The 17551-nt window shown below is 34.7% G+C and carries 12 protein-coding genes; 5 read left to right on the forward strand and 7 right to left on the reverse strand.

Going from position 1 to position 17551, the window contains the following annotated elements:
• Positions 1-47: 47 nt before the first annotated feature.
• Genes GTH25_RS08865 through GTH25_RS08875 form a run of 3 tightly spaced genes read right to left on the reverse strand, consistent with a single transcriptional unit; the run spans position 48 to position 5014 of the window.
• On the reverse strand, positions 48-1175 hold the full coding sequence (locus GTH25_RS08865; protein ID WP_156733432.1) for an ABC transporter permease: 1128 nt from the start codon (positions 1173-1175) through the stop codon (positions 48-50).
• On the reverse strand, positions 1176-3932 hold the full coding sequence (rbbA, locus tag GTH25_RS08870) for a ribosome-associated ATPase/putative transporter RbbA (protein WP_191902118.1): 2757 nt from the start codon (positions 3930-3932) through the stop codon (positions 1176-1178).
• A gap of 8 nt (positions 3933-3940) precedes the next feature.
• Positions 3941-5014 (reverse strand): HlyD family secretion protein, encoded by a 1074-nt coding sequence (locus GTH25_RS08875; RefSeq protein WP_156733436.1) that lies wholly within the window; start codon positions 5012-5014, stop codon positions 3941-3943.
• Between the two features lie 852 nt (positions 5015-5866).
• Between GTH25_RS08875 and GTH25_RS08880 the strand changes: the two genes are divergently transcribed.
• Positions 5867-6901, forward strand: a complete 1035-nt coding sequence (locus GTH25_RS08880; protein WP_156733438.1) for an isoaspartyl peptidase/L-asparaginase family protein — start codon at positions 5867-5869, stop codon at positions 6899-6901.
• Between the two features lie 329 nt (positions 6902-7230).
• Positions 7231-8223 carry a tyrosine-type recombinase/integrase gene (locus GTH25_RS08885; protein ID WP_164530502.1) on the forward strand — a complete coding sequence of 331 codons (993 nt, stop codon included), beginning with the start codon at positions 7231-7233 and terminating at the stop codon, positions 8221-8223.
• Positions 8224-8314: 91 nt separating this feature from the next.
• Here GTH25_RS08885 and GTH25_RS08890 read toward each other — a convergent pair whose 3' ends face one another.
• From GTH25_RS08890 to GTH25_RS08905, 4 genes are all read right to left on the reverse strand, one after another.
• On the reverse strand, positions 8315-9766 hold the full coding sequence (locus GTH25_RS08890) for an AMP nucleosidase (RefSeq protein WP_164530503.1): 1452 nt from the start codon (positions 9764-9766) through the stop codon (positions 8315-8317).
• A gap of 65 nt (positions 9767-9831) precedes the next feature.
• Positions 9832-11139: a hypothetical protein gene (locus GTH25_RS08895; protein ID WP_164530504.1), complete on the reverse strand. Its 1308-nt coding sequence runs from the start codon at positions 11137-11139 to the stop codon at positions 9832-9834.
• A 134-nt stretch (positions 11140-11273) separates the two neighbouring features.
• Positions 11274-12182: an AEC family transporter gene (locus GTH25_RS08900; RefSeq protein ID WP_075673626.1), complete on the reverse strand. Its 909-nt coding sequence runs from the start codon at positions 12180-12182 to the stop codon at positions 11274-11276.
• A 191-nt stretch (positions 12183-12373) separates the two neighbouring features.
• A complete protein-coding gene (locus tag GTH25_RS08905; RefSeq protein ID WP_099660457.1) occupies positions 12374-12859 on the reverse strand; it encodes a GNAT family N-acetyltransferase in 486 nt (161 codons plus the stop codon).
• 143 nt (positions 12860-13002) lie between these two features.
• Between GTH25_RS08905 and GTH25_RS08910 the strand changes: the two genes are divergently transcribed.
• Genes GTH25_RS08910 through GTH25_RS08920 form a run of 3 tightly spaced genes read left to right on the forward strand, consistent with a single transcriptional unit; the run spans position 13003 to position 17484 of the window.
• Positions 13003-14112 carry a 1-acyl-sn-glycerol-3-phosphate acyltransferase gene (locus GTH25_RS08910; RefSeq protein ID WP_164530505.1) on the forward strand — a complete coding sequence of 370 codons (1110 nt, stop codon included), beginning with the start codon at positions 13003-13005 and terminating at the stop codon, positions 14110-14112.
• On the forward strand, positions 14106-14987 hold the full coding sequence (locus tag GTH25_RS08915) for a phosphatase PAP2 family protein (protein WP_109420003.1): 882 nt from the start codon (positions 14106-14108) through the stop codon (positions 14985-14987). The genes GTH25_RS08910 and GTH25_RS08915 overlap by 7 nt, the downstream gene beginning before the upstream one ends.
• Positions 14971-17484, forward strand: a complete 2514-nt coding sequence (locus GTH25_RS08920; protein ID WP_164530506.1) for a PEP/pyruvate-binding domain-containing protein — start codon at positions 14971-14973, stop codon at positions 17482-17484. Before GTH25_RS08915 ends, GTH25_RS08920 begins: the two co-directional genes overlap by 17 nt.
• Positions 17485-17551 lie beyond the last annotated feature (67 nt).

The raw sequence follows: 17551 nt of genomic DNA on the forward strand, positions 1-17551 counted from the left end.
AATAATAGAAGAAAATAGGTTAATTTATCGATTAATATTTAAATTTATTAGGCCATAGCCGAAATGGTTTTTCTAAAACGTAATAATGCTAATGAGAAAAACACCGAACCAATAACAACTAAGATAATGAATTGTGGCCACACAATAGAGAAGTCAGCACCACGATATAAAATAGCTTGCGCTAAGCTAACAAAGTGTGTGGTTGGCATTGTTTGCATTACATCCTGTACAAACTGAGGCATACTTTCTCGTGATGTCATCCCTCCTGATAACATATTTAATGGCAATAATACCATAATCATCAATAAACCAAATTGGGGCATTGAGCGTGCCATTGTTCCTAAAAAAATACCTATTGAGGTTGTCGCAAATAAGCTTAAAGCAACACCACACATAAACAGTAAAACAGAGCCTTCAATAGGAACATGAAGTAGCGATTTTACGACTAATACCAACGACATGGCTGATGCCAATAATACAACCAATCCCATTGACCATATCTTAGAAAGCATAATTTCAAAAGGAGTTACAGGCATAACCAATAAGTGTTCAATGGTGCCGTGCTCTCGCTCTCTTATTAATGCAGCCCCGGTTAATACTATCGATAACATAGTGATATTATTGATAATTGCCATAACAGAGCCAAACCAAGATTGTGTTAGGTTTGGGTTAAAACTCATTCTAACTTCCAAATCAACAGGCAGTGGATCATTGGTTCTATTTTTCGCTAAAAAGGTTTTTGCTTCACCCATGACAATGTTTTGGATATAGCTATTACCTAAGAAAGCTTGGCTCATTCTGGTTGCATCGATATTAACTTGTATTTCAGGTTTACGACCGGCTAAGAGATCACGCTGAAAATTAGGGGGAATATCAAGTGCAAAGGTATAAGCACCTCTATCTAATAAACCATCAATTTGTTCAGGAGTAATATCGGCGGGAGGCAAGAAATAAGGCATATAAAAACTATTTACAATACGTGCAGATAGCTGTGATTTATCCTGATCAGCAACAGCAATCGGCGCGTGATGTAATGAGCCTGGGGTAACAGTTGCTGATGAATAAATTGATACCGTAAAAGCAAATACAATTAATGCCAGCATCGCTTTATCACGAGAGAGACTGCGTAGCTCTTTTACGCCTAAATTAAACACATTTTGGATTGTGCGCCACATTTAAGCCTCCTGCTTTTTCAAGAAAAAGACACTCAACCCAATAACAATTGGGATAGTGATAAGCAAAGGAATAAAAGACCAAGGTAAATCAAAAAGGTTTAATCCTTTAGAGAATGTCCCTCTAGAGATAGTCAAAAAGTGAGATGTAGGATAAATGTGCCCTATCCATTTACCGATACCTTCCAGTGACGAAACAGGATCAATCATGCCTGAAAATTGTGTTGCTGGAATTAAAGTAATAATTGAAGTACCAAAAATGGCTGCAATCTGACTTTTCATAAAGCAAGAAATGAGCAATCCCATTCCTGTTGCAATAGTGATATAGAGTAATGCACCTAAAGAAAGCGTTAACATACTCCCTTTAAAACTTACACCAAATACAAAGACTGAAAGCGCACAGAGCATAAAAAAGTTAAACATACCTAATAAGATATAAGGAAATTGCTTACCTAATAAAAACTCTGCTTTGGTGATAGGTGTAACATAAAGATTGATAATAGAACCAAGCTCTTTTTCACGAACGACGCTCAACGCACTTAACATCGCGGGGATCATCATTAATAAAAGAGGAATAACCGCGGGTACAATTGCAGGTAAACTTTTTACATCAGGGTTATAGCGATAGCGGGTTTCTATATTAATAGGTGACAATTTATCAACAATATTAGTGGGTTGACGCATAGCCATATCAAGCATCCATGTTAAATGCATTGCCTGAATATAACCACGAACAGTTTCAGCTCGATTAGGCATTGCACCATCAATCCAAACACCAATTTTTACCGTGTGGCCTTTAGCAACATCTCGTGCAAAATTAGGTGGAATTTCAATCGCAACCGTAATATCACCACTACGAAGCCGTTTTTCCAATTGGTCATAATCTGTGATTGGTGCTTTTTCAATAAAATAACGAGAGCCTGAAAGATTTTGGCTATAGGCCTGACTTAGCCCTGTTTTGTCTCGATCCATAATACCAAAACGCAGGTTTTCGACGTCCATACTGATACCGTATCCCATAATAAACATCAAGATCACCGTGCCTAATAACGCTAAGGTAAGTCGTACAGGATCTCGGCGTAATTCCATACCTTCACGAATACTGTAACTAAATAAACGTCGTAAGCTAAATCGTTGTTTTAATGCTTTTTCTGCACTGTCATGGGGAGATGTAGGAAGTTGTAGTTTTTTTTCATCAAGTTCTGGTGCTTCTTGTTCACCCGATGCCTTTTTAAGATAGTCAATAAAAACTTCTTCAAGTGTATCAAATTGACTGTTTTTAACTAAATTCGCAGGTGTATCAGTCACTAATACTTTACCTGCATGCATCAATGACATTCGGTCACAACGCGCGGCTTCGTTCATAAAGTGAGTTGAGATAAAAATAGTGACACCGTCACGTCTTGATAAATCAACCATCAAGTTCCAGAACATATCTCGTGCTATGGGGTCAACTCCTGAAGTTGGTTCATCAAGGATTAACATTTCAGGTTTATGGATAACGGCTACAGCAAGCGATAGACGTTGACGAATACCTAATGGCAAGCCATCTGGCATCATTTCTTCGACGTCGGTTAAATTAAAACGCTCACTCATATCTTTAACTCGTTGAGGAATTTCATCTTCTGGAATATGAAAAAGCTTGGCATGTAACTCTAGGTTTTGACGTACCGTTAATTCACTATAAAGTGAAAATGCTTGTGACATATAACCGACACGGCGGCGAGTTTCGATATCTTTAGGGTCAACCTCTTGACCAAATAACCAGGCTCGCCCTTCACTGGCTTCTAGTAAACCAGTTAGCATTTTCATGGTGGTTGATTTACCACAACCATTCGATCCTAAGAAACCAAAAATTTCTCCTTTAGGAATACGAAAGCTAACATGGTCTACGGCAACAAACTGACCAAAACGCATGGTTAAATCTTGTGCTTCAATGGCGATAGTATCATCGTCACTTTTATTTCTTGGCGGGATAATAACTTTTTGGTGATCTTTCTTTTTCTCTTCTGGTAATAATTCGATAAAAGCAGCTTCTAGTTCATTAGTATGAGTTTTGGCTTTTAATTCATCCGCGTGACCTGTTGCTAATATTTTTCCTGCATCCATAGCAACCAGCCAATCAAAACGTTCAGCTTCTTCCATATAAGCGGTCGCAACTAATACGCTCATATTTTTTTGACGCTTACGTATACGATTAATTAATTCCCAAAATTGTGCCCGTGATAATGGGTCAACTCCTGTAGTGGGTTCATCAAGGATCAGCAATTCCGGATCATGAATAAGCGCACAACATAAACCTAGTTTCTGTTTCATTCCCCCAGAAAGTTTACCCGCAGGTCTATCTCTAAATGGCGCTAAACCGGTACTTTCAAGTAAGTCATTTATGCGTTCTGCCCGTTCTTGTTTTGATTGACCAAATAAACGGCCAAAGAAATCAACGTTTTCAAAAACAGAAAGTGTGTGATAAAGGTTTTTACCTAACCCTTGAGGCATATAAGCAATGCGAGGACAAACGGCTCTTCGATGTTCAACATCATTCATATCTCCGTTTAAAACAATCACTTGTCCTGTTTGAATCTCTCTCGCACCAGAAATAAGAGAGATCAAGCTCGATTTTCCTACGCCATCAGGGCCAATTAATCCGACCATTTTTCCCGCAGGAATAGTCAATGTCACATCATCAAGCGCTTTGGTATCGCCATAATGTTGGGATACATGAGTCAATTCAATGATATGAGAATGACTTTGCGTTCTCATTATTTGACTCATTGTGGTAATTTCACCTCTAAATCAGTTGGCCAAGATTGGTTGTGATCTAAACGAATATAAGCACGCCCGGGTAAACCTGTTTTGACATATTCAAGGTGTTTTTCAAGTAATTCAGGAGCAATACGAGCTCTTACACGGAACATGAGTTTCAATCTTTCGTTATCTGTTTCTACCGTTTTGGGTGTAAATTGAGCGACACTGGCAACATAAGTTGTTTTGGCAGGAATAACGATATGAGGTGCGGCATCTAAAATAATGTGAACTTCACTTCCTAATGCAGCTTTACCCGCGGCTTCTGTTGGTAAAAAGAAAGTCATATACACATCACTGAGATCAACCATATTTAATACACGACCGCCAGCACCTAAAACTTCACCAGGCTCTGCAACACGATATTGAACACGACCATTGCGCGGTGCTTTTAAAATACTGTCATCCAATTCCGCCAAAATACGTCTTTCGGTTGCTGTTGCTGCATCCACTTTTGTATTGGCTTGAATGATCCCCGCTTTAGCCGATTCTATTGCCGCTATCGTTGCGGTTTCTTGCGCTTTAGCGGCTTCAACCGCTGCTCTTGCCCCTTCTGTTCTTGCAATATCATCATCTAATTGTTGAATAGAAATGGCATTCGTTTTTACTAATGCACGAGAACGATTAAGTCTTTTTTGGGCGGCATCAAGTTCAGCGATACGTTGACGAACAACAGCTTGAGCTGCAAGTTGTTCACTTTTACGTTGTGATAATGCAGACTGCGCAGTGATCACACTGCTTTTTGCTTGGTTTAATTGAGCTTGAACTTCATGAAGTTGTTCTTTAAGTGTTCGAGTATCCATGTTTGCTAACACTTCACCCGCTTTAACAAAATCACCTTCTTGAACTAAAATAGAGTCTATTCTTCCCGGCGTTTTCGTTGAAATATCAATTTCTGTTGCTTCTATTCTCCCATTACTTTGAGCAAATCCTGAAGGAAGTGTTGGTGCTTGAGATTTCCACCAAAAAACTCCCGCGACAACAATCGCAACGAGAATGATGCTATAAACAAAAAAACGACTCTTTTTTTGATTTTTCATATAAATTATTTAACCTTCCTTTAGCCATAAAAGAATACCAAAAATATGTTTATCCGCTGTATGTAAGAAAATAGTTAAATAATGAGACGTATATTTTTATTTTATATCTATTTAAAAATAGTTCATTTGTATTGATAACGCTAACGCACTCACTATAAAAAATAAAATATAAAAAGCTAACCTTATGAATTATAAATATTATGTTATTATAATAGAGCTTTAACTCAAATTAATGTAGTACTTTTATCACATAATCCATCATCTATTTTTGATTATTCAAGGAAAGACACAAATTGTATATAGAAACTCCGTATTTATTACATAAAAATACAGGTGAAATAGTAACAAAAGTTATCAACTATTAATTAAATTTAAAGTTCTATTAATTTATTGATAAATAATTTCAATTTACAATTGAGTTTTTCCTAATTTAAAATCATCAAAAATTGTATTTTTTTTATAATTTAACAAATTTTATAGTTTAAATTTCATCATATAAATGAAAATAAAAAGTAAAAAATAGCATTATTATTTTTATTTTTATTTTTATTTTTTAAAAATATTATTAGCTACGATTTATATTTATTCCCTTCATTAAGAAAAAATACTAAAAAACACAACGCATTGATTTCTTTCTATTGAAAAATAAAAACAAACTAATCCATGATGAAGATCGACAAATTAAAAAGAAAGTTGAGTGTTCAGACCACTTATACCTTAAACTTTTTATATAGTGATTATTGCAATTAGTTATCAAAGTACGTTGATGTAATTAATTAGAATTTAAGATCAAGATTGTAAAATCCATATGATGATATCCAGTCAATTTTAATTAAAAACAAGAAGGGTTATATGAATAATATCAAATATAAACTTGCCACAATGACACTTTGCACCCTGTTTGCTACCTCTGTTTTCGCAAATAGCGATTCTCCTATTCGCCTTGTTATTCATGGTGGTGCAGGAACAATCACTAAAGACACCATTACGCCAGAACAAGAAAAGGAATATAAAGAAAAATTAACCGAAGCATTAAATGCCGGATATGCTGTTTTAAATAGTGGAGGCACCAGCATAGAAGCTGTTCAAAAATCCATTAATGTCATGGAAGATTCACCATTATTTAATGCGGGGAAAGGTGCCGTTTTTACTCATGATGGTCGTAATGAACTTGATGCTTCTATTATGGATGGTAAAACCCGTAAAGCCGGTGCTGTTGCAGGTGTTACCACTATTAAAAACCCAATTAACGCCGCCATTGCCGTGATGGAAAAAAGTCCACATGTGATGATGGTATCAAATGGTGCTGATCTTTTTGCTAAAGAACAAGGGCTTACTATTGTAGATCCTTCTTATTTTAAAACCGAACATCGTTGGCAACAACTTCAAAAAGCAATAGAAAAAGAACAAGTTGTTTTAGATCATGATGGTAAAACAGCGGCACTTTTTGTTGATCCTATGATGTACGATTATAAATATGGCACTGTTGGTGCAGTTGCTCTTGATCAACATGGTAACTTGGCGGCAGGAACTTCTACAGGAGGAATGACAAACAAACGTTATGGCCGAGTTGGTGATTCCCCAATTATTGGTGCGGGTAACTATGCTGATAATGAAACGGTTGCTGTCTCCGCAACAGGATCGGGTGAAATGTTTATCAGAACATTAACTGCCTTCAATATCGCAGCCCAAGTTAAATATAAAAATTTACCTTTAGAAGAGGCTGCTCAAAATGCACTTGATGAAGTTAAAGCCATTAATGGTAGTGGTGGTGTTATCGTATTAGATAAAACAGGTAACTACACAATGAGTTTTAATTCTGAAGGTATGTATCGTGGCACAATTGGTAATGACGGAAAACCTGTTGTCGCAATTTATAAAGAGTGATTTAAATAGCTATTGATTATTTCACACCCAAAATTTTACCTTTATCGACTCAAGAATAACGGTAAAAATTGGGTGTGAAAACGGTATGTCCCCCCTTTTTCTCTTCTTATTCCCTGCACTTTTTCTTAACACGACTTGCCTCGTTTTTTACCAAAAATTCTCTTGATGCTTATTCACGCTAAAATAGCTCACATCACCATCACTCTGATGCGAAAACAAACAAGATCATCTCTACTTATTAAAATGTACCTTTGAAAAAGTAGCTTTTTTCTTTTTTGGATCTGATAGAATATTCATCATGGTTATGTTGATTTAATAAGGAAATCACAGTGGAATTTCACCACGACGATCAGGAATTAACACCTGAAACATCGCTAGTTTTGTCTGAAAAACAAACATTATTGGATCTGAATGCAACATTCACCTCGCCTGCTCATACTAATCCTGCAATGGCATATTTAATGAGTTTGGGTTCAAAACGTAGTCGTCAAACAATGGGATCGTTTTTAACTATTGTTGCTAAGATGATCGGTTTTTCTTCTCTTAAAAATTGCCAATGGGGAGCACTTCGCCGTCATCATATTCAAGCTATTATTGACATGTTATCTGATGCCAATAAAGCCCCCGCTACTATCAATACTTATCTTGCTGCGTTAAAAGGTGTCGCTTTAGAAGCTTGGGCAATGAAACAAATGGATACTGAAAGTTATCAGCATATCCGCCAAGTTAAATCGGTAAGAGGAAGTAGATTACCCAAAGGCCGAGCTCTAACAAGTCATGAAATTCGTGCTTTATTTAGAAGTTGTGAAAAAGACAGTTCGTCGAAAGGTTTAAGAGATGCAGCAATATTAAGTGTGTTATTAGGTTGTGGATTGCGTCGTTCAGAAATAGTGGCTATTAACTATGAGCACATTCAATTTCGTGATCAAGCTTTTCTTGTTAGAGGTAAAGGTAATAAAGAACGTATGTCTTATATGCCCGATGATACTTGGGATCGTGTTCAATTATGGATTGATGAAATAAGAGGCACACAAGATGGTCCTCTTTTTACTCGCATTCGTCGGTTTGATGATGTCACCGATGAGCGGATCACCGATCAAGCCATTTACTATATTTTAGAAACTCGACAACAAGAAAGTGGTATTGATAAATTTGCTCCTCATGATCTACGAAGAACATTTGCTTCTGCAATGCTTGATAATGGTGAAGATATTGTCACTGTAAAAGATGCCATGGGGCATGCCAGTATTATGACGACTCAACGTTATGATAGGCGTGGAGATGATCGACTAAGAAAAGCAGCGAGACATTTACGTTTTTAAATTTTTTTAAATAACTTACTTTTGATGAAATTCAATAAAAATCCCAAATTATTGAATTAATTATAATTTGGGACTTATTATTACTTAAAATTTATCTGAAAGGCGGTTCATTAAAAGTTCTCAATTTACGAGAATGCAAGCTACCCTCTTCCTTTTTAAGTAACTCGATAGATTCAATACCAATTTGTAAATGCTCTGATACTGCACCTTCATAAAAATGATTAGCCTGACCGGGTAATTTAATTTCACCATGTAAAGGTTTATCAGATACACATAATAACGTACCATAAGGAACTCGAAAACGATAACCTTGTGCTGCGATTGTTGCACTTTCCATATCAACAGCAACGGCGCGACTTAGGTTAAATCGTCTAGCTGAGACAGAAAAGCGTAATTCCCAGTTACGATCGTCTGTTGTCACAACAGTTCCTGTTCTTAATCTTTGTTTTATTTCATGCCCCGGTTTTCCACTAATTATTTTTGTTGCATCGTAAAGCGCGCGCTGCACTTCAGCAATATTAGGAATTGGAATATCAGGTGGTAATACGTCATCTAAAATATGATCATCACGTAAATATGCATGCGCTAATACATAATCGCCAAGTTGTTGGCTTTCACGTAAACCACCACAATGGCCAATCATTAACCAAACATGAGGGCGTAAAACAGCTAAATGATCGCAAATTGTTTTTGCATTTGAAGGCCCTACACCAATATTAACTAATGTTATTCCTGGACCTTCTTTTGCAATTAAATGGTAGGCTGGCATTTGATATTTTTTCCAAGTTAAATCGGATATTAACTTTTCAGGATCAACAGTTTCAGCCGTAATTTGCTGAAAGCCAGCACAAGAAAGCGCACAATATGGACTATTTTTGTCTGTAACTTGTTCACAAGCCCAACGAACAAATTCATCAACATAGCGGTTATAGTTAGTGAATAAAATATAAGGTTGAACATCTTCAGGTAATGTACCGGTGTAATGTTTTAAACGAGCCAATGAAAAATCTGTACGCAAAGCATCAAAATGAGAAAGTGGTAAAATATCCCTATCACAAATTAATCCATCAGTAATTTCGTCACCAATTTTAGATAAGTCAGTTGTCGGGAAATATTTAGCTAAAGAAGCACTCATTTTTCTATCAAAGCCAATGCCTGTTCCATCAATGACAAAAGGATAAGGAATTTCTTGTTTTGAGGCGCTGACTTCAAAAGTTGTATAGTAGGCATCAGCAATAAGTTGCAATTGTTCTGATAAATAATTTTCAAATAAAGCGGGATTAGTAATAGTGGTAGAATAAGTTCCTGAGCGAGATAAACGCCCATAAGCTCTTGTTTTATCTTCCGTTTTCGTTTCACCAGACCAATATACCGTTAATTGAGGATAAGCAAATAATCCTTCAGCTCTTTGTTTTACATCGGGTAATTTTCCATCTTGTGCGTAATCAACAATTGCATTACGTAATGCATCAACAGCATTTTGATATTGTTCTTTTAGTTTGGTAATAACTGCTTGGATTTCAAGGTGATGAGGTTGTGACATAAAAAGAGCCTCTTACTTATTATTGATTTATAACCATAATAGCAAGAAGCCCCCTTTATCCCAAATCAAGATTTTAATAAACTGTATTCAACTTTACTTTCATTAGTTGAAATGGATAGTTTTTTCATTAAGTCAGGATTAAATTCAAATTTAATATTCATATTTTCTTCCAGCAAAGCAAATCTACTTCCTTTGTAATTAAATTTATCGCCAATGTTGTCTATGTTGTCTACGTTGTCTATAAATATCTTCTTCATTTCACTTTTATACCGAGCTAATGAAGCATCTAACTTTTCCTTTGATACAGGGGAGTCGATAAAATTTTTCATATATAAATTTATAGAATTGTAATCAAAGTCATTTAAAATAGAATCTGATAACTGACTCACTTTATTAATATCAGACTCTGTAATTATCTTTTCATTGTTAACAATTATAGTGTATAAGTTACCTTTATTTTTTATATTAACAGATGTCCTTCCTGTAAAGGGGGAATACATTGAAGCAATAGGATCATATTCTTCAAAAGAATCTTTTATCATTGGAAAAATACCTTGATTAAGCAATTCAAAAATAATCATAGTATCTTTATTATTTAATGGTTTTAATTTTTCCTCTAATACACTAATGTCAGATATATTTTCATCATTGAATTTTAAATCATATCTTGGAATATCTTTTTCTACCTGTTCTCTAAGATTTTTGTACTTATGTTGATTTGCAGAATCATATATATTATCGATTAATTTCTTGGTATTAATTTTTCCGAAAAACTTTTTACTATTTTCTTTTAAATATTCATATTTATCATTAAATAATTTTTTTTCATCAAAAGTATTAAGAGAAAAACCTTGTTTACTAAGAGGTTTTTTATTAGCATTAATGCATTCTATAAGAACCGCTATAAACGCAATAGTTTTTTCTTCATAATTTATTTCTTTATTACTTAATGTAGATAATTTATAATAATTATTAATAAATGCAGTTAGATCTTCATTACTATAATTTTTTAAATCAAGATTAAGTTCATTTTTTATAGCTTCAATAAATGGTATAATACTACTTCTAGATTCAATGGAATCATCACCAAAATCAATAATATAAGATATTTCATCATTCTCCACTTTATACCTTAAATTGTTTTTATAGTGATCTCCTGCAATTTTTTTTAGATCAAAGAAATCTCTATTTTTCTCTAAAGTTGTTGCATCTTTTTTAAAGTGGATGTTTTTAATTAAGGTTAATACTTTTTCTTGCTGGCTTAGCCCAAACCAATCTTTTATTTTTTCCCAAATACTCATTAATTTAGATGGCGAATTATCCGATAATTTAGTTGCTTTTTTACAACTGATATTTGCATTTGAAATAATCATTTTTATTTTCCCATTTTAACCAAATGAAAAATAAAGATAATAAAAAGTATTATTTTTTTATATAAAAAAACACCACAAAATTATAGTTGCTTAAAGATAAAGGATATTTTACTTACATTGATGTCTCGAAAAAATTATCCTGATAGAAAACTTAATACGATAGGCAATGTAATTGCAGCAAACATTGTCTGAGATGTAATAATTCCCGCCATTAACTCAGAGTCCCCCCCTAATTGACGAGTTAAAATGTAAGAAGTTGGTGCTGTTGGAATAGAGAAGAAAATAACTAAAAGCATCATAACTAATGAAGATAGACCTAGAAAATAAGCAACGCTATACGCGATTATCGGTACTATAAGCAAACGGGTAACAGTGTTAATACCAATCATTTTGCTTTCTGCTTTTAGTGTTGATAGATGCAATGCTGCACCAATACAAATAAGGCCTAAAGGTAAACTCGTTGCAGCTAACAATTTCAAGAATTGATCACTACCAAAAGGAAGCCCAATCCCTGACAAATTTATTATGATGCCAATAACACAAGAGATAATTAAAGGGTTTTTTATGATAGGCAATACCAGCTGACGCAAAGTCACATTTTGCCCTGCTGTTAAACAAAGTACTGAGGTCACATTTGATAGGGGAACTAGTGTTGCTAAAATCAAAGCAGCTATTCCCAAACCTTCAACCCCAAATAAATCAGCAACAATTGCTAAACCTAAATAAGTGTTAAATCGAATATTGCCTTGAACAATTGCACCAAAGCGACCAGCAGACCACCCTGTTATTTTTTTCAAGATAACGCACGATATAGTGACAATTAAAACGACAGAAAAAATAGCCCCAGCAAGGTGGGGTAATTGAGGATCCAATAAAGGTGCATTTGCCAAGCTATTTATCAATAAGGCAGGAAAAAGTAAAAAATAGTTAAGTTTTTCAGCCCCCACCCAAAATGCTGGTTCAAACGTTTTATTTCTTCTTAAAATTGCACCTAGCGCAATTAACGCAAATAACGGCCATAACGTTAATAACACATTTTGCATAATATTTATCCTAAAGATATTGTAATCCTTTACAATATCGCAACATCATGAGGATTGCTATTTTATGTTATTAATATAAAAGCTAATTCAAAAAATGATAAAAATAAATTTATACCGCATTTTAAGAATAGCTTTTTTATTATTAGTTCATTATAAAAATAATCCTTTTAAGATTATCTAAATACAAGTAGCTAATCTAAATCAATGTACATGCGGTAACAATGTAAGCTTGCTTTCGCTAAATCAGAATAATAATCACGCTCTTCTAATGCTTTAAAACCCTGTTTTAAATAAAATAATACTGCATTAGGTGTTGCATCTAAAAATAATTTGGATTGTCCTCTTTTAATTGCCTCATGCTTTAGTTGCTTTAAAATTAATCCTGCAAATCCTTTTCCCATGTATTCAGGTAATGTAAAAATGGCTTCAGCAAAACCCGTTTTAACATCTAAAAAACCCGAAGCAACAGGTATATTGTATTCTTGATAATCAATCACATAAAATGGATTATCGATAATAGCCTGCCGATAACCTTCTGGCATTTCATCAGGAGTCCATGCGGCTAAAATCTCTGATGGGTAAACATTTTCACAACCAAATCGTAATGCTTGATTTCGTAAATACCACAATCTTTTTGCTTCTTGTGGCTCTGCAAGCCTAAGCTGAATCATTCTCATTTCCATTTTATTCATTAGAATTAAGAGCCTCAAATTAGTAAAATAATTTATTCTAACAATGCATTTTAAATTTTGATTTTTTAGTGTTACTTTTTTTAAGAGCGTGATATGTTTTTGCAGAAGGAATAATGTAAGGAAATCTTATGCCTAATTCAATATTACCTTCTCCAATAAAAAAAACCTCCTCGTTTGTTGCAGGTTCTCCGCTCCCTTTTTATTATCAATGCATCTCAAGTGCAATTAGAGAAATCTACTTTTCCAAAATTTCACTTATTTACCATAATAGATATCAAGCTGAAAATACACATCCAAAGTTAATTCTATGTAGTCATCGGAACAGTGCTTTTGATGGTTATATTGCATTAAAGGCATTTCCTCAAGCTCAGGCTTTAGCATCAATTCAATTATTAAACAGTCCTTTAATGAGAACTTTTTTTACGGGCATTCCCGTAGTTAGGAAAAAGGATAGACAACGTTTAGGTGTAAATGCAAATATATTTTCAAGTCCTTCTGAGGCTGCAATTGCACATATAAAAGCAGGTGGTGATTTACTCTTATTTCCAGAAGGCAGTAGTGAGTGGGGTTTCCAGCCATTACCTTATCAACGAGGGGCTGCGAGAATGATTAGAACATTAATCAGTGAGGGAGTAGTTTTTGATATTATCCCTATGGGCTTGTTTTATATAGCCCCTGATAAATTCAGTTCAAAAGTTGAAGTTTATATTGGCGAAAATATTTTTATAAACTCACAAAAAGATATTTTGTCAACCAGAGAATGGGAACAAAATATTCATACGGAAGTTTCTACAGCACTAAATAGAATTTCTGTTAATTGTCTAAATATTGATATTTTTGAGAAAGCATCAGCCTATGCTTTTAATAAAAATAAGGACGGTCATTCTTATGCTGAATCCTTTATTGACTATCAAAACAATCTGTATAGATCAAATAATGATAATCAAAATATAGAAAGAAATTCTCAATTTTCTATATTAATTTGGCGTTATGTTTCATTTTTATTCATGTATATTTTATTTCCAATATTATTATCGTCATTTATTGCGTCTCATTTTGCTGATGCTCGGAATACTATCAGCTTTTTTAAAATATTAGGTGGCGCTATTGCGACTGCCATTTGGGCTCCCATCTTAGTCGTACTCCTATTCTTTTTTCCTGTATTTATTGGTATAAGTTTAGCCAGTACACTATTCGGTTTTATCTTAATAAGGAAGAAAGGCGCTCAAATATGTTAACCATGAAAGCCAGGATGCTTTTTAACCATTTATTTTCTCTACAACTGTTTATTATTTGGGCATTGGGGGCTTATGGAAGTTGGTTAACGAATGCGACAGAAATGTTGTTCCCCATATTTTTAGGCTTCTTTTTATGGGTGATACTCGTTTTTGTTGGATACAAAACACAACAAACAACCTCTTATTCTCGATTCTATTGGTTTGGTTTATTACAACTGATTGCTTGTTGGACTATTTTTCCTCTGTTTAAGTCGATCCGCTATGGTTTATATCAATGGAGTTTTGATGATATTTTATATAAATTAGATAAATTCCTATGGCTTGGAAAAAGCTTGCCAGAATGGACAATTTATTTACAGTCAGGCTGGCTAAGTGAATTTCTTTCTTTTTGCTATTTTAGTTTCTACTTCTTGATTATTGGCAGTGCCCTTTTCTTCTTTTTTAGCCGAAATAATATACTGACTAAAAACTATTTTTTCGGCTTAATGCTAATGTATTTTTTCGGCTTTATTGGTTACTTCTCTATCCCCGCAGCCGGCCCTTACTCTGCTTTTCCTTCTGATTTTAACTATCCAGTTTACTCTGGTGCCATGACATTATTTCTGACTGATCTTGTTGATAAAGGAATTACAGGAATGGATGTTTTTCCTTCATTGCATACAGGGATCACTCTTTATATTGTTGGCTTTTTCTATTTTTCAAGTTATCGAAAAACAGCGTATTGCTTATCTCCTATCTTAATAGGACTTATTTTAGCAACTGTCTATTTACATTATCACTACGGCATTGATGTTATTGTCGGTGCTTTGCTTGCATCATTGGTGCTTTACATCACTTGTAAAAATAATAAGGTCGAATATGGAACTCATTTATAAAATTAACGAGCCTATTGCTTCTGAAGTATCTATTAGTGGGGGTAAAGGCGCGAGTTTAGCAAAAACAATTCAATCACTGCCTGTTCCGGATGGTTTAATCCTCTCTTGTCAAGCTTACCAGTTATTTATCACCCCCTTACTACCTGAAATTAATCGTTTATTATCAGAAAAAAAGCAAGAAATTGAAGTTGTTAGTAAAAATATTCGTCATTTAATTTTACAAGCATCCATGCCAGAGAGCTTAGTTCATTCTTTAAGTTCAAGACTAAATGAACTCCAATTAAATAATACCGCTTTAGCCGTAAGATCTTCCGGAACATTAGAAGATATGCCTGGAGCCGCCTTTGCAGGGCAACACGATACGGTATTAGGTGTTAAAACTTTGCCTAATTTACTGGATGCAATTCGCCAATGTTATGCATCTTTATGGCACACTCACGTTATGCTCTATCGCCAACATTTAAATTTACCCCATACTCAAGCATCAATGGCAGTTGTGCTACAAAGAATGATTAACGTCCAAGAAAATGAAGCTGCGGGTGTGGCTTTTTCTGTTGATCCCGTTCAAGGCTCTCTTTCTACTGTATTAATTAATGCTGCATTTGGATTAGGTGAAACTGTTGTTGCTGGTGAAGATCCTGTTGATGAATTTCTTATTGATAGAGAGAGTTTCACATTAAAACAAGAAACGATTGCTCAAAAAATAAATGCCATTGTTATGGTTGATAATGGTACTAAAATATTACCACTTAAATCTGCTCAACAATCCATGTCCTCCCTGACAGCAAACCAGTGTAAACAAGTGGCGGAACTTGCTATCTCAGCAGAAAAATATTTTGATTTCCCTCAAGATATAGAATGGGCATTTCATGATGGAAGATTATGGCTTTTGCAATCACGTAATGTGACACAAATTGCCCCAATTTGGACAAGAGAAGAATCAGCAGAAAGATTTCCTAATCCTATCACACCATTAACATGGGATATGTGTGAAGCGGGTTTTCATTCATCATTAAACTTTAGCCTTAATCTTATGGGGCTTCCTTCATTTAATGGTAAATGGTTCGGGATGCAAGATTATTATATTTACGGCAACCAAAATGCAGTTTCCTTGTATAGTAATCGTCTCCCTACATCGATGATGAATGATTTACCTACCCTGTTAAAATCTTTGCCTGAAATTGCACAAAAATTCAGTTGGGTACAGGAATTACCTATCACTTGGATGCGTGATTTAGATAAATATTTAATCTCTATTGGCGCATTGATGAATGAGCCATTGCAGGATAAAAGTTTGCCTCAACTATGGGATTATGTGCAAAGAATTAATAAACTAGGTGCTGATTACTTTTTACCTAACATTGCCATATCCTTAACTCAGCGCTCACTCTATTCTGCATTGATGGCATTGCTAAAACTCTTCTTTAAAGAAGAAAAATATGCACATACAGCATTCGATAATTTAATTGCTATGTCTGAAACTAAAACTGGACAAGTGAATGCGGAACTTTGGGCTCTTTCTCGTTATGTTCGACAGCACTCCCAACTTATCAAACTTATAACATCCATTGTTCCTGAAAGTATTATGCAAGAAATTGAGGTATGTGATCCTCATTTTTACCAGCAATTTACCTTATTCTTAGCTAATCATGGTCATAGAGAATTAGATTTTGATGCATATCATCCTACTTGGTTAGATGCCCCACATATTGTATTAACTCAAATTAAAGCAATGGCAGATTTAACAGATGATAAACAAACAGATGATCCATTAGGCAAAAAGATCCTGCAGTCAGAAACAGAATTTTCAATTATCTCTGATGCACCTGAAGAGCTACGCTTTTTCTTACAAGAGATTATTCGATTAGCTCGTGTTTATACTGCACTTGATGACTTAGAGCATTATCAAACAACTCGATTAGCCCTACCTATGCGTCGCGGATTAAAAGCTTTAGGAGAGCGATTGGTTATCCGTAGTGTTTTAGATTGCCCAATGGATATTTATTTTGCTAATGAACACCCTTTAGCTGATGCAATTCTTGCAGATAATCCTACTGAATGGAATAAGTTACGTCATCATATATACCAAAACAAGGCAGGATATCTAAAAGCAAAATCAGTCACACCACAATGGATCTATGGTGAGGATAGTTGTAATGAATTAAATACAAATGAACATCAATTAAAGGGACTAGCTGGTAGTGCAGGTGTTATTGAAGGTGAAGTTTATCTTGTTTATGGCCCAGAGAATTTTGCTGAATTTCCACAAAATGCCATTTTAGTAGCAAGAACAACTAACCCTGCATGGACGGCTCTCTTTTATCGTGCATCTGGTATTATTACAGAAAGTGGTGGGCCTCTGTCCCATGGTGCGGTTACAGCCCGAGAGTTAGGATTACCTGCTGTAATGGGCATACGTAATGTATTGAATATTTTACGAAATGGTCAAAAAGTCAGAGTTGATGGACAAAAAGGCATAATTGAGATTATGTCCTAATAACTTGAAAAGTATTACCGCTAGATCAGGAAAAGCATCTAAATGATGCTTTTCTTTTTTTATTTTA

It is taken from the genome of Proteus terrae subsp. cibarius (genome assembly GCF_011045835.1).
GTDB lineage: Bacteria > Pseudomonadota > Gammaproteobacteria > Enterobacterales > Enterobacteriaceae > Proteus > Proteus cibarius.